The organism is Natronoflexus pectinivorans, assembly GCF_004345615.1.
GTDB classification, from domain to species: Bacteria; Bacteroidota; Bacteroidia; order Bacteroidales; family Marinilabiliaceae; genus Natronoflexus; species Natronoflexus pectinivorans.
Genome location: NZ_SLWK01000008.1, coordinates 1 through 13,869, shown reverse-complemented (window position 1 = coordinate 13,869; position 13,869 = coordinate 1). Strand labels below are relative to the sequence as shown.

The window sequence follows — 13,869 nt, the reverse complement described above, 5'->3', positions numbered from 1 at the left end:
TCGTTTAAAAGGATGAAGGCATGACGGAAAAGGAGACTATTACCACGGGAAAACTATACAGCAATCTCTTTATGAGATTGAAGAACCTCATCCTGCAACCCGGAAAAGAGTGGCAAATCATAAGGAACGAAAACAAAAACATCAATGATATCATCACTGAATTTTCCTTGCCGCTCATCGCACTATGCGCTCTGGCTACATTTTTTAATTTCACAGTAAACCGACAGGGGTTTAACCTTGAACTGGCCATAAAACAATCGATCATTACCTTTACTGCGCTTTTTGGAGGACTGTTCCTGGCATGGATCATACTCAAAGCATCGCACTCCAAACTGCGCATTGAAAACAAAAACAACCTGGCCTTCAAGATAACAGCATACGCTTCGGGGTTATTATACATTATTTCATTCATAACCAATCTGATACCCGAACTTTTTCTGTTTCATCTGGTTACATTTTACAGTTTATTTATCATCTGGAAAGCCATTGAACCGGAAAAAATGCCGGGAACTGAACAAAAATCAATTATCACCATATACATCGCTGTTTTAATTCATTTTATTCCTTACTTTGTAAGATATTTATTAATCAATCTGATCATTCTTTAATAACATGTCAACCCCCAATAGGATCAACATAAAAAATAAACGTGCATATTTTGATTTTGAACTGATTGAAAAGTTCGTTGCCGGTATTCAGCTTGCCGGAACCGAGATTAAATCTATCAGACTTGGAAAAGCAAGTCTGGTTGATGCATACTGTTATTTTATAAAAGATGAACTTTGGGTAAAAGGAATGAACATTGCCGAATATTTTTACGGTACCTACAACAATCACCAACCTGCCAGAGAGAGAAAATTACTACTTCAACGAAAAGAGCTTAATAAGCTGCTGAGAAAGACCAAAGAAAGTGGCCTGACCATTGTCCCACTTCGTATGTTTCTTAACGACAGAGGATTTGCCAAGATAGAAATTGCGCTTGCTAAAGGAAAAAAACAGCATGATAAGCGGGAAACCCTGAAACAGAAAGATGCCAGCAGAGAACTGGACAGGATAAAAAAGAGTTTCTAAAATTTCAAAAAACACGCAACCAACTTAATTTATTGCATCATCTGTTTAGGAGAAAGAAAACCGGAAATCGGAAACCGGGGACAGGAGACAGGAGGTGGAATGAACGCAGTGAATGAAATTTCGCACAGTGGAACAAAAGCTGACACTTAGTACCGCAAATTGGTATAAAGCATAAAGAAACTTGGTGTAGCGAAGGTTTGGTATGAAAGGTCTTGTGTTACGTGGAATTCTCCATCGCTTAAGCGACGGAGAGGATATTGGCGATAGTTGATGGAAGCCATCTGTGAACGAGTCTCTTTGCTCTTCTTTCTTTAATTCTGGGTGAGGTTTCATGACGCAATCTGTTTTACATTACAGAAAACCGTTCAACTTCACCTGTTAAATATAGATTCAGATCATTCGGGTATGTTTTTTGCTATAGAAATCTGTTTTTGTTAATCATTAAAAAAAATCATTACAACCTGTTGTGTCAAGGCTGAATGAAATAATACCTGCATGCCGGAATGGTGATCGTAAAGCTCAGAAGGAGCTTTATGAATTGTTTGCACCCAAAATGTTTGCTGTTTGCATCCGATACAGTAAAAACAGGGTTGAAGCAGAAGATTATTTGCACGAGGGTTTTATTAAAGTTTTCGAAAAAATTGATCAGTACGGGAACAAAGGATCTTTTGAAGGCTGGGTAAGAAGAATCATGGTTAACACCATTCTGGAAGGATACAGAAAAAACAAACAGATGGTGGTTTTGGATGAATCGCAGTTAAAGGATGAAAATACGGATCATGAAGCAGATGAGCCGACCGATGAAGAAGCTTCCGTAAAACTTGAGGAGGTTATGACCATTATAGAACAATTACCTGAAAAATACAGCCTCGTTTTCAACTTGTACGTTCTCGAAGATTATTCCCATGAAGAGATTTCCAAAAAACTGGGAATATCAATAGGGACAAGTAAATCAAACCTTTCCAGAGCCAGACAATGGATTAAAAAGCGGCTAAGTGAGGAAAAAAAAACGGCATCAGTTAACGAAATATGGCAAAACTAAGTAAAATAGAAACCAAATATCGCCAACACATCAGGGAGATGGAAGCAGTTCCGCCTGCACAAATGTGGAGTAGGATTGAAACTTCCCTTGATAAAAAAACTTCCCGTAAAGGAATGGTATGGCTTTGGCGGGCAGCTGCCGCTGCTATGATTGTCGGTTTTATTAGTTTGGGAGTTTATTTCCTGATTCCTGAGAATCAACATGTAGAGATGTACTCATTTTCGGAAAAACCGGAGGTTTTTTCCAACGAAACCAAAACTCTTGAAAAACAGAATATTGAAGAATCCTCAACCCAATATTCTCCTCCAATCGTTACCCATGTTGATGAATCTCATCATGATCCCATCACCAAACCATCAATGCAATCTAGTGACAGACAACTTGCGTTATTAAAACCGGATTACCGCACAAAAGAGGAAACCACTCACCTAAGCCATACGCCCGATATTCCTTTCTTTTCATCGAGGAAAGTGAGGGTCAATAAACTGATGGCTCAAAGCAATCAGGAAAACTGGAACGATCGCTATAATGTCAATAATCATATTTGGTATAATGAGAATTATACAAACAATGACAAACCTGAAAGGAGATTTCATATTGGGGCATCTGTTTCTCCGGTTTATAGCTACAGACAAACGTCCGGAAGCCAACCTATGCCAATGGGAACGCTTTACGCCAGTGATCAATTCAATGAGAGAGGTGTAGTAAACGCCGGAGGAGCCCTCAACGTGAATTACCAATTTCACAATAGATGGGCGGTTGAATCGGGCGTGAGGTTCGCCAGAATGGGACAGGAAGTAAGAACAAACTTTCAGCAAGAAAATATTTTCGCTATGGCCGAAACGTCCTATAATCAAGCCAACCAGACAAACATTAAAAGTGTACCGCTGAATAACTCAATGGGAACAATTTCACAACCCCATTCCCCCGAAAGATCGGCGGCTCCAAGCAGAACAGAGCTTTCTCAATCGCCACAAAGCGTATTAATGGACGTTAACAGAGTTGAAAGCATAAACAACGAAGCACGCTTTGAGCAACTCATCGACTATGTGGAGATTCCTTTTACCCTCCGCTATTACATGATTGACAGAGAAATTAAAGTGTCTCTGGCCGGTGGTGTAAGCACCAACTGGCTCGTTTCAAACAGGGTTCACCTGCGCGATGGAGATGACCGCAACAGCATCGGAAAAACTGAAGGTCTCTCTACCTTAAATTGGAGTACCCATGCAGGTTTGACATTCTCAATTCCGGTATTTGGTCCACTTTCATTTACTATGGAGCCCAGGGTAAATTATTTTCTTAACGAAATCAATCAGGACTATCCGGTCAGATACAAACCATACTCCTTTGGAGTTTATAGCGGAATTCAATATACTTTTGGGGAGTAAATAGCCTATATCATTAAATAGAAGAGTTTATAAGTTGATGGTTCGATCTGATCACTATGCCTTTCGATATTTGGCTGAGCAATACTTCGGTTAAATTAATGGTATATAAAGATTTAATCTTGTTTATAGGTAAAAGGAATGCTTCTCTATTTTGTCAATTTCACTGAGGCCAAAATAGAGATCCGATATGGCTAGTAGCAATCAATATTTCCCAAGTACATGATAATTATAGAAGATCGTGGGTATTTTGATTTCACTCTATTTATAAAGGAATAAGCCCACTTTTGCACTATCTCATAAAAGTTTCGGATAAAAGTAGTGAATTAATTAAGTTTGGAAAATATAATCTAATCCTGGTTAAATCTTTCGCAATTTAAACCATTCATTAATATTATTCCACACCTCAAATAAACCGGCATTCCTATACTGGATGGTTAGAGAATTTACAAGAAAAGATTAAAGAAAAATGAAATCAGAATAAACATTTGATATTCAAACACCTTCTAAAACAACTGGATTACAGGACTTCGATTTAAAGCCCCAAACTGCTATGAATCTATGATTTAAATCAAATATTTCCCCGTCAATCCATCAAAAAAGGGGCAACCTTAATGGTTTGCCCCTTTTCAATGAAAAAAAAATAATTATTGCTATTTCTTATCTGAACCTTTATCAGTTTTAGACTCTCCTGATTTAGATGGTTTAGAAAGGTTATCGCGCATGGCAGTATCAGCCTCTACGTTTTTATAACGAACATAGTCCATTATACCTAAATTTCCGCTTCTGAATGCTTCAGCAATTGCCTTTGGCACTTCTGCTTCAGCCTGAATAACATTCGCCCGGGCTTGCTGTGCTTTGGCTTTCATCTCCTGTTCTTCGGCGACAGCCATGGCACGACGTTCTTCAGCTTTGGCCTGAGCAATCATCTTATCCGCTTCGGCCTGATCAATTTGAAGTTCAGCACCAATGTTTTTACCAATGTCGATATCAGCGATATCAATAGAAAGAATCTCGAATGCGGTACCTGCATCCAATCCTTTACCCAAAACCACTTTAGAAATTGAGTCGGGATTTTCAAGAACTGCTTTATGAGAGCTAGACGAACCAATTGATGACACAATACCTTCACCCACACGGGCAAGAACGGTCTCCTCTCCTGCTCCACCAACCAATTGTTTAATATTGGCACGAACAGTCACCCTGGCTTTAGTGATTAGCTGAATACCATCCTTTGCAACTGCTGCTACAGGAGGCGTATCAATCACCTTTGGGTTTACCGACATCTGTACGGCCTCAAACACATCACGACCGGCAAGGTCGATGGCGGTTGCCATTTGAAACGACAAGTCTATGTTAGCTTTTGATGCAGAGACCAAGGCATGAACCACTTTTTCGATGTGACCACCGGCCAAAAAGTGAGCCTCTAGTTCGTCACGTTTAACATCGTGAAGTCCGGCCTTATGCGCTTCAATCATGGCTCTTACAATAACTGATGGTGGTACTTTACGAATGCGCATCAACATCAATTGTAATAAAGAAATCCGAACGCCGGTAACCAGTGCCGAGAACCACAATATTACAGGGACATAATAAAGAACAAGAAAAAATAGTACAACTATGACTCCTATCAAACCAAGAGTTCCAAAGTTTTCCATAAATATTAGTTTACAGGTTTAACAATTACATATGTTTTATATACTTTCAATACTTCAATTTCTGTTCCGGGATCAACAAATTGCCCGGGACATCTGGCTTCAACGTCCTCATCATTGATTCGTGCCTTTCCTATGGGATTTAACCGGGTAACGGTAAAACCTTTATCACCTTCGTGAATGGTTTCGTCGGTAACTGTTTGTACATTCCCGGTAATTTGGGTGTTAAGCATTAGTTTATTCCAAGTTTTCCCTCTCAATGCCAATCCTAAAACCAGCAAACTGGAAAAGATTGTTATGAATAGAGTCCAGTTTCCAACTTCTGAACCGTATCCGTTATAAGCCATGTATATGCCGGCTGCCATCATGAAAACACCTCCTATGCCGGAGATGGTCATCCCGGGAAACACAAAAAACTCAAGAACCAGCAGCAGCAAACCGGTGAGAATGAGCAGAATAATAATAGTCATAATTTGATATTAATCAATTGTAACATTCAACTCCTTTTCAATTAATAACATTTGCATTTGCTCCAATTCTGGAATAACTCCTCTTTTAATTTCACAAAAGCCCTTAAAATGGGTAATTAGTGCACACTGCTCGGCCTGTTCCTTATCGTGTTGGCAAACAGCTTGCAATGATTCGATAACGTGAGCAAAGGTATTTATTTCATCATTATGAAGAATGAGCAGTCTCTCCTCCAAAGGCTGATTACCGGCATTTTCCTTTTCACTTCTTTTATCAAAAGGTACCATATTCAATAATTTTACTCAAAGTAAATAAAATATCCGAATAAAAACATCAATGTGGTGATGTTTTTTATTCTAAACTTTTGGCTTTTTGCACGGTAATCAACTCCCCATTTAGAAATGCAACCACGTATGCACCCGGGAATCCGGCATCTATTATAGACTGTACCTGACCTGCTGCTTCCTGATGTGTTCTCCAGGATCCGCTATAATAGCGGCTTAATCCACGGTCGGGCAGATACTCGCTGGTAACCGGTGGTATTTTTGCCAAAGCTGCGGCGTTTGGTTCATTTCGAAAAACACCAATTTGAATACGGTATTCAGGTCTTTCTGATGTCTGTTGTGTTGGAGGGGATTGAGCTTCCCTGTTAACAACAGGTTCTTCAACAACCGATGCTTCTGCGGGTTGGCCAAAGGCGGCTGCAACCATCTCCGATGGTTGTTGCCTGCTCTGCCGCACAGCAGATTCCGAACCTCGATGAATAGCCGGATATGAAGGTGTTGTTGCTCCTGCATTAAAATCCATAAATCTGGATGAAGTTTCTCTCTGTGCTACGGGCTGGTCAGGAACGCCTGCCAATTGCATTAAAAAACTCTCTTCCATCATATCAACACCATGCCGTTTAAGTGCAAGATACCGTTCAGTGCGCTCAGGGTTATATGAGTGAATGGCATCAAGTCCCCTTTCTGCCTCTGAAAAATTACTGCGTGCCTGACTCAACATATGCTCACTTCCTGCTCTGTGACTGGTCCCTCCTATCTCCTGCGCCTTTGGATAGTATATGGAGAACTTTTGATCCAACGCCAATTCATATAGTTCCAAAGATCGCAATTTTAATTCGCGGGATTGTAAACGCAATGATTGAACCTTATAATCAATCTCATCTTGAATATTGTTATTGCCTGTTATTCTGTCCCTCAGACTAGCCGGCTCTATGGCAACATTTTGTGTTCGTTCCAACAATCTTGCTGATTCAAGTGATAGAATATTGGCCCATACATAAAGTGAATCAGAACGAAGTAATTCGTTCTTTTGGTCTTGATTGAACAATGCATTGTACATTTGCTTCAATCTCTCCCTCCGTCTCACAAACTCATCATCCGAATAAAAAGTAAGATCACTTTTGTTGAGATCACTCAATGCTCGCTGATTGACACTTACAAAAGCCTGTTTCGCAGTTGCCACTGTGGTTGGTCTGTACTCTCCACGTGCTTTCAATTCATTAATTTTTTCTAATTCACGCCTTCTCGCATTCAGATATATTCGGTTAATCTCCTCTTCTAAACCATATACTTCGCGCTCTATTTTTATTATTTCATCTATCAGGCGCTGTAATTCGCTTTGGTTATAACTCTGCGCATACCTTCTGCGCATGTCATTCATCCTGTTATATAAACTGTCTTTTTTGGCTTCTAGCTCCCTGCCTTGCTGAAACAATGACAATGCCTGCTGACTCATAAAATGGTCATAACTGGTATAGATAAGGGTGTCATTAATAAAAAAACGAAATCCCGGCTCATGATCCTCTGTTTCATAAACATCAGATCTGGCATAAGTGGTGCTACTAGCACGAGCACGAGCTGATTCTGACACTGGCAGATAGGCTAATGATCGAATTTGATTTATATCCTCCGTGAAATGACGTACCACACTGTTGTCCCAGACGATTTCAACCACAATTACCATGTCCTCACCTACTCCCCGGTTAGTTGTAAACCACGCTTTACCTTCATATACATCAGGTACTAAAAGAAAATCATCATCTGGGGAGTTAAATGGGGGCCCCAGATTTGATGGCTCAGAAAAAGTTCCTGTAACAGGATCAAAAATGGTTTGATATATGTCATACCCTCCCATTCCTCCGGGTCGATCTGAACTAAAATAAAGAGTCGTGCCATCGATCAGCATGAATGGATAGGAGTCATTATATTCGCTGTTTACTGGTGCATCAAAAGCCTCAGCATCGGTCCATGAATCAAGTAATCTCATAATCTTATGCAGATCATAAGTTCCTCCACTGCCAAGAATTGGGAAGAAAACTTCATCTCCTCTTTCAGTGCGAAAAATAACTTGTTCAGGGTTAACTCCTACTCTGAAAAAATCGCCAGCTCTCATCAATTGACCGGCATCTTTCGACAATTTGTAATGATTCAACATCTCATTGCGAGGAACCGTATCCTTCCTAATGACTTGCAAATCAAAATATTTATTTATCAGCACATTAGAAGCCTCGCTATCCTCAATACCTCTTTTTGCAGTCTGAACCATAACCTCACTGGCCGATCTCTGAGTATTTAAAAACCTTTCGAAGGAAGATTTCGCCAAATCAAACTCGTAGGCACGTTGGTAAAGTTTACCCAGATAGAAATGAACATCGGGCGATGGTGGCCGATTAGCAGCCAAGCGCAGCCTTCTGATGGCTTCATCAGGACGTTCGTTGGTTTTATAAAGAATCAGACCGTAATAGTAATTTAATGCATGATCGCGATTATTACGTTCCAACAGTCGCTCATACATCTCTTTTGCTTCGGCATATTTCCCGTCATTAAAGAGAGAAAGAGCGTTCTGTGCCGACACTTGTGTTTGTTGTGCAAACACAAGATCTCCAATTCCTACTAATACCAATACAACACTCCATAGTAAACCTTTAACCATACCACCAGAATTATATAATTATCACCAACCAATCAAACCCAAATAATACAGAAATAAATCACAAATCCTATATGTCAACCTTTTACACAAAGTGTACCATTTTCATATTACGCATCAAATTTAATCAAACCAAATTAAAATCCCACTTTACAATGCAATGATTTAAAACAGTAAACATTTCGTAAGGCTTGGGTGTTTTGGATAAAAGACTTATCATTACTAAAACAACTAAAAACAGATACCATGGCTAATTTAAAAGAAGGCGATATAGCACCTGCATTTAAAGGGAATAATCAAAAAGGTGAAACCATATCATTGAGTGATTTTAAAGGGAAAAAAGTCGTTTTATATTTCTACCCGAAAGACAACACACCGGGCTGCACTGCCGAATCATGCAACTTGAATGACAACTATGGAGCCTTTCAGGCCAAAGGATACGAGATCATTGGCGTAAGTCCTGACGATGAAAAATCCCATCAAAAATTTGCTGATAAATTTGGCCTACAGTTTAACCTGATTGCAGATACAGAAAAAGAAATTCTTGAAGCATATGGAGTTTGGGGAGAAAAGAAAATGTACGGCAAAACCTACATGGGTGTTAACCGCACGACTTTTATTATCGATGAAAATGGGGTTATTGAAAAAATCATCGCTAAGGTTGATACTAAAAATCACGCGTCTCAAATTATTTAGATACTATAAAGTAACTGTTTAAATTTAGTTTCTAAAGATTTTTTATAGATTATAGATCTTTATCCCGAGGCTTCGGGATAAGACAGATAGAATAGATTTGAGAGATGATTTAGACATCACTGGTTTTCTATTTTGTCTTGTCTGTTGGTCTAATCCCGAAACCCTCGGGATAGCATCTAAAAATCTATCTATTTTATTCGATACAAATTTAAACAGTTTCTCATAGTTGTGATAAAAACATTTAGATGACAGGGCTACGCCCCTTATGTTTTACCAAATAATTGTTTTCTACGAAGATTACAGGGCTAGCGCCCCTTAGTGATTTTAATACAAATAAATTAGGGGCGTAGCCCTGACATCTTAGAATTATTAATTGACCGCACACAACTAAATTTAAACAGATACTGAGCATCTCATCTCTAATTTTCTAAAAATCTAAAAAAATACTGGTAATTTTTCATTATCTTCACGAGGCAAAAATCAGATAAAACAGATAAGATAAAATGTCAGAACAAAAAGAAAGCAAAGTCAATCAGGAGAAGCTGAAAGCACTTCAGCTGACCATGGATAAAATTGATAAATCATACGGCAAAGGCGCCATCATGAGAATGGGTGACACCGTTGTGGAAAACGTTCCGGTTATACCATCGGGATCCATTGCGTTAGACTTGGCTCTTGGAGTTGGCGGTTATCCAAGAGGAAGGGTTGTGGAAATTTATGGTCCTGAATCGTCAGGTAAAACCACCCTTGCCATTCATGCTATTGCCGAAGTACAAAAGATGGGTGGTATAGCAGCCATCATTGATGCAGAGCATGCTTTTGACAGGTTTTACGCCGAGAAACTCGGCGTAAATATTGAAGAACTGCTAATTTCTCAGCCTGACAATGGGGAACAGGCGCTTGAAATTGCAGACCAGTTGATTCGCTCGTCGGCCATTGATTTGGTAGTTATTGACTCCGTTGCTGCTCTTACGCCAAAAGCCGAAATTGAAGGCGAAATGGGCGACAACAAAGTTGGTTTGCAAGCACGTTTGATGTCCCAGGCATTGCGTAAACTCACTTCAAACATCAGTAAAACTCATACCTGCTGCGTCTTCATTAACCAGTTGCGGGAAAAAATCGGCGTGATGTTTGGTAACCCGGAAACCACCACCGGTGGAAATGCGCTTAAATTTTACTCATCCATCAGGTTGGATATCAGACGAATTTCGCAATTAAAGAACGGCGACGAAGTAGTTGGTAGTCAAACTCGTGTAAAAGTCGTAAAGAACAAAGTGGCTCCACCATTCCGGAAAGCCGAATTTGACATCATGTACGGCGAAGGCATCTCCAAAATTGGAGAAATCATTGACATGGGTGTGGATTTGAATATTATTAAAAAGAGCGGAAGTTGGTTCAGCTATGGTGAAACTAAACTGGGACAGGGACGCGAAGCTGTTAAAGAATTGATAAAGGACAACCCTGAGCTTTCGGAAGAGCTGGAAACCAAAATTGTAGCAGCTCTTAAAGAACAAAAGAAATAAGACTAAGTAACTGTTTAAATTTAGTTTCTAAATATTTTTTTAGATTATAGATCTTTAGAATTTAGACAGATAGAATAGTTAAGAAAGATGATTAGACTCAACTAGTTTTCTTTTTTATCTTGACTATCGGTCTAATCCCGAATGTCTCGGGATAACACCTAAAAATCTATTTAATTTATCGATACAAATTCAAACAGTCTATAAGTAAAAATTCGTTGAGTAACGTAAACCCTGAAAGCAAAATTGCTTTCAGGGTTTTTTGTAAATGCAAAATACCTCAACAATTAGTTATACTTTTGTCATATCAACAAAAAACTATTTACATGCAAGTAGAAATTGGAAAAACCAACAAATTAAAAGTTCTCCGCAAAACATCCGTAGGTCTGTATCTCGATGGTGATACCATTGGAGATGTATTGCTCCCAAACAGGTATGTGCCCGAAAACGTCAAAGAGGGTGATGAAATTGATGTATTTGTATATCTTGACTCCGAAGATCGCCTCATAGCCACCACCGAGACTCCTTTGGCCATGGTAGGAGATTTTGCTTTTCTGAAAGTGATTGAAACAGGACGCTTTGGAGCATTTATGGATTGGGGATTAATGAAAGATCTGTTGGTTCCCTTCAGAGAACAACACGAGAAAATACAAAAAGACAGAAGCTATGTGGTGTATGTCTATCTGGACGATGAAACAGGCCGAATTGCTGCATCATCAAAAATATTTCGTTTTCTGGACAACACCTCCCCAAAATACAATCCCGGAGAAGAGGTTGACCTCCTCATAGCCGAAGAGACAGAATTGGGATATAAAGCCATCATCAACAGTCTTCACTCTGGAATGATATATAAAAATCAGATTTTTAAACCAATACAAATTGGTGATAAAATAAAAGGATACATCAACAAAGTGCGTGAGGATGATAAAATAGATCTTTTGCTGGAAAAACCAGGCCATGATAAAATGGACGAACTTTCAAAGAAAGTTCTGGACATCCTCAATCAACACAACGGACAAATAGCCATTTCTGATAAGTCATCTCCCGAAGAGATTTCCTCAGTTTTTGAAATGAGCAAAAAGAATTTCAAAAAAGCCATTGGCACCCTGTACAAAAACCGGCTGATTTTGATCGAAGAAAATGGAATTAAAAGAGCGTCTCAATAACAGTTGCCCTCCAGTAGATATTTTTGGGGTTAAATTCCAAACATTATGGATTTCCCCTTTATCTTTATATGGTTCAAAAAAAACTTTTTTATCTGAACAACCGTTTTGATTCGCTCCTTTCCGCTTCGACTAATTTTCTCTAAACTAAACCCGTCAAAAACGGGATGCCCTTAGCTCTTAAGTTCCTTGTATTTTTTCGGCGAGATGCCAAAACAATAGACTATGGAGCCTGGGGCTATTGTCATCGCCAACAAACTCTTGTTATATTGTCCTTACTTCTCTTATAGACTATTAAACCTATAAACATCAATTTCTTTTAAATCATTTTCAAATATTGTAAAAGGGTCGTTATAGAACTTAATAAAATTGGGCGCACTGACCTGTCCCGGAAATGGGGCATAATAATGTGTGGGACTGTGTACATCATTCCTCCAAACCAGAACGTAACTCATTCTCATCCCCTCTGTTTTAAGTATTTCCAACAAAGTATCTGTCCACCAGGTGGTATCAGGAATTGATTCCAGACCGGTTTCTGTAAAAGCTGCAAGTTTCTGGGCCGACTGTGCGTAGTCCGATACGATTAGAAGCTTACGCGCAGCGGTTTCAAGATCGTATCTGTCGCGTCCAAGATCGCCATAATTGTCCATACCTACTATGTCAACCCACTCATCACCGGGATATCTTTCAAGAAACTCCTCCTCTGTTTCGAAATGGTTGTCAGGAGAGAATGCGTAAAGAAAGTTATTAACATTCAGTGAATCTCGAAGATATGATACAGTAAATTGCCAGAGTGAAATAAAATCTTCACGGGAAGTGTGTGCTTTTCCCCACCAAAACCAGTCGCCATCAAATTCATGGAAAGGTCTGAAAATAATTGGCACCAGCGCGCCATCTTCACCACTTATGCTGTGAGCCCATTCGGCAATATCTGCAAGAATTTCTTTGTAATCCTCGTGAGCATAACCTCCCGGAATTATGTGTTGCACAGCTGCTACAGAAACCGAATCAACCCAATAAAATCGACCTTCCGATACCGGATTGTGAAAATGCCAAGTCGCTGTTGTTATGCCGCCACGATTATAGGTGTCAACAACATTCTTTCTCAAACGTTCTTTTTCCGATTCTATATCTTCTCTGGAACGGTTGCTCAGGTGCATGAAGTCGATTCCAATTACCGCTGGATGTGAACCAGTAACAGATTTAATATCAGAACGGTCATCGTCACCATACCAGCCATGACCATATTCGGTGGCATGCTGATGTCCAAATAATACATGGTTTTCAGAAAGTTTCATTAGATTTAGAAAAAGATCAACTGTTTCTGGTGTAGCATTTTTATCGATTGGCCGGGCAGATTCAGTGATTTTGTCACATCCACAGAAAACAATTAATATCAAGGCAATGAGGCTGATAGGAATTCTATGCATTTTTTTTGTTTTAAATGTCTGTGTACTAAAATAGTAATATTTGTGTAATATGCAGCGATGAATCAAACATAAGTTAGCGGGTTAATCCTAGGCGATAAAAATTTCTCTTTGGAGTGTTGAAAAGTGACAAGGTTGTTAGGGCATTAGGTTGAAAAGTTTTGAATTTAGAGTTGATGGTTTTGAGTTGATAGTTGTCAAACTATAAACCCTAAACTATTAACTCTATCTTATATGGTAAAAATCTTATGTGGTTTAGATTTAAATGCGGAGGAGCAAAGACGCTGAGAATTATATAAGAGTTAAAAAATGGAGGGCTTCAGGATATGTGGGGCTCTCTGTTTTTTGTTTATGGTTAATAGTTTATAGTTTTTTGTTGATGGTTGATAGTTGATAGTTGATGGTTTGCAGTTTGTCTTTCCATGATATAAGTTGACAAGAAAATTGTTAATAACTTTTTAATTGGACAACAAACATGGGAACAAACAGCAATGAAAGAATCCGTACA

At 39.1% G+C, this 13,869-nt stretch carries 13 protein-coding genes; 7 read left to right on the top strand and 6 right to left on the bottom strand.

Annotated elements, in window-relative coordinates:
* Positions 1-20: 20 nt before the first annotated feature.
* Together EV194_RS11090 and smpB are read left to right on the top strand one after the other, a co-directional pair.
* A complete protein-coding gene (locus EV194_RS11090) occupies positions 21-608 on the top strand; it encodes a YIP1 family protein (RefSeq protein WP_132434113.1) in 588 nt (195 codons plus the stop codon).
* 4 nt (positions 609-612) lie between these two features.
* Entirely contained in the window at positions 613-1,071 is a 459-nt protein-coding gene (gene smpB, locus EV194_RS11085) for an SsrA-binding protein SmpB (protein ID WP_132434112.1), read from the top strand.
* 45 nt (positions 1,072-1,116) lie between these two features.
* Here smpB and EV194_RS11080 read toward each other — a convergent pair whose 3' ends face one another.
* Positions 1,117-1,404 (bottom strand): hypothetical protein, encoded by a 288-nt coding sequence (locus EV194_RS11080; RefSeq protein WP_132434111.1) that lies wholly within the window; start codon positions 1,402-1,404, stop codon positions 1,117-1,119.
* 133 nt (positions 1,405-1,537) lie between these two features.
* On the opposite strand from EV194_RS11080, the gene EV194_RS11075 reads away from it, so the two are divergent.
* Positions 1,538-2,113, top strand: a complete 576-nt coding sequence (locus tag EV194_RS11075; protein ID WP_132434110.1) for an RNA polymerase sigma factor — start codon at positions 1,538-1,540, stop codon at positions 2,111-2,113.
* On the top strand, positions 2,101-3,501 hold the full coding sequence (locus tag EV194_RS11070; RefSeq protein ID WP_132434109.1) for an outer membrane beta-barrel protein: 1,401 nt from the start codon (positions 2,101-2,103) through the stop codon (positions 3,499-3,501). Before EV194_RS11075 ends, EV194_RS11070 begins: the two co-directional genes overlap by 13 nt.
* Before the next feature lie 650 nt (positions 3,502-4,151).
* Here the strand turns inward: EV194_RS11070 and floA are convergent.
* The 4 genes from floA to EV194_RS11050 all read right to left on the bottom strand — a co-directional run bounded on the left by floA (position 4,152) and on the right by EV194_RS11050 (position 8,558).
* Positions 4,152-5,156, bottom strand: coding sequence for a flotillin-like protein FloA (floA, locus tag EV194_RS11065; protein ID WP_132434108.1), 1,005 nt, complete (start codon positions 5,154-5,156; stop codon positions 4,152-4,154).
* Between the two features lie 5 nt (positions 5,157-5,161).
* Positions 5,162-5,623, bottom strand: a complete 462-nt coding sequence (locus EV194_RS11060) for an NfeD family protein (protein WP_132434107.1) — start codon at positions 5,621-5,623, stop codon at positions 5,162-5,164.
* Between the two features lie 9 nt (positions 5,624-5,632).
* Entirely contained in the window at positions 5,633-5,908 is a 276-nt protein-coding gene (locus EV194_RS11055; protein WP_132434106.1) for an ATP-dependent Clp protease adaptor ClpS, read from the bottom strand.
* Positions 5,909-5,972: 64 nt separating this feature from the next.
* On the bottom strand, positions 5,973-8,558 hold the full coding sequence (locus EV194_RS11050) for a tetratricopeptide repeat protein (RefSeq protein ID WP_132434105.1): 2,586 nt from the start codon (positions 8,556-8,558) through the stop codon (positions 5,973-5,975).
* A 243-nt stretch (positions 8,559-8,801) separates the two neighbouring features.
* Between EV194_RS11050 and bcp the strand changes: the two genes are divergently transcribed.
* The 3 genes from bcp to EV194_RS11035 all read left to right on the top strand — a co-directional run bounded on the left by bcp (position 8,802) and on the right by EV194_RS11035 (position 11,937).
* Positions 8,802-9,251, top strand: coding sequence for a thioredoxin-dependent thiol peroxidase (gene bcp / locus EV194_RS11045; protein ID WP_132434104.1), 450 nt, complete (start codon positions 8,802-8,804; stop codon positions 9,249-9,251).
* A 503-nt stretch (positions 9,252-9,754) separates the two neighbouring features.
* On the top strand, positions 9,755-10,774 hold the full coding sequence (gene recA / locus EV194_RS11040) for a recombinase RecA (RefSeq protein ID WP_132434103.1): 1,020 nt from the start codon (positions 9,755-9,757) through the stop codon (positions 10,772-10,774).
* 323 nt (positions 10,775-11,097) lie between these two features.
* A complete protein-coding gene (locus EV194_RS11035) occupies positions 11,098-11,937 on the top strand; it encodes a CvfB family protein (protein ID WP_132434102.1) in 840 nt (279 codons plus the stop codon).
* A 281-nt stretch (positions 11,938-12,218) separates the two neighbouring features.
* Here the strand turns inward: EV194_RS11035 and EV194_RS11030 are convergent, their stop codons facing one another.
* Positions 12,219-13,364 (bottom strand): glycoside hydrolase family 26 protein, encoded by a 1,146-nt coding sequence (locus tag EV194_RS11030; protein WP_132434101.1) that lies wholly within the window; start codon positions 13,362-13,364, stop codon positions 12,219-12,221.
* Positions 13,365-13,869: the final 505 nt, after the last annotated feature.

Bases quoted from the DNA above. Each gene is read 5' to 3' on its own strand.
- EV194_RS11090 (WP_132434113.1), top strand. From the start codon at position 21: ATGACGGAAAAGGAGACTATTACCACGGGAAAACTATACAGCAATCTC.
- smpB (WP_132434112.1), top strand. From the start codon at position 613: ATGTCAACCCCCAATAGGATCAACATAAAAAATAAACGTGCATATTTT.
- EV194_RS11080 (WP_132434111.1), bottom strand. From the start codon at position 1,404: ATGAAACCTCACCCAGAATTAAAGAAAGAAGAGCAAAGAGACTCGTTC.
- EV194_RS11070 (WP_132434109.1), top strand. From the start codon at position 2,101: ATGGCAAAACTAAGTAAAATAGAAACCAAATATCGCCAACACATCAGG.
- floA (WP_132434108.1), bottom strand. From the start codon at position 5,156: ATGGAAAACTTTGGAACTCTTGGTTTGATAGGAGTCATAGTTGTACTA.
- EV194_RS11060 (WP_132434107.1), bottom strand. From the start codon at position 5,623: ATGACTATTATTATTCTGCTCATTCTCACCGGTTTGCTGCTGCTGGTT.
- EV194_RS11055 (WP_132434106.1), bottom strand. From the start codon at position 5,908: ATGGTACCTTTTGATAAAAGAAGTGAAAAGGAAAATGCCGGTAATCAG.
- EV194_RS11050 (WP_132434105.1), bottom strand. From the start codon at position 8,558: ATGGTTAAAGGTTTACTATGGAGTGTTGTATTGGTATTAGTAGGAATT.
- bcp (WP_132434104.1), top strand. From the start codon at position 8,802: ATGGCTAATTTAAAAGAAGGCGATATAGCACCTGCATTTAAAGGGAAT.
- recA (WP_132434103.1), top strand. From the start codon at position 9,755: ATGTCAGAACAAAAAGAAAGCAAAGTCAATCAGGAGAAGCTGAAAGCA.
- EV194_RS11035 (WP_132434102.1), top strand. From the start codon at position 11,098: ATGCAAGTAGAAATTGGAAAAACCAACAAATTAAAAGTTCTCCGCAAA.
- EV194_RS11030 (WP_132434101.1), bottom strand. From the start codon at position 13,364: ATGCATAGAATTCCTATCAGCCTCATTGCCTTGATATTAATTGTTTTC.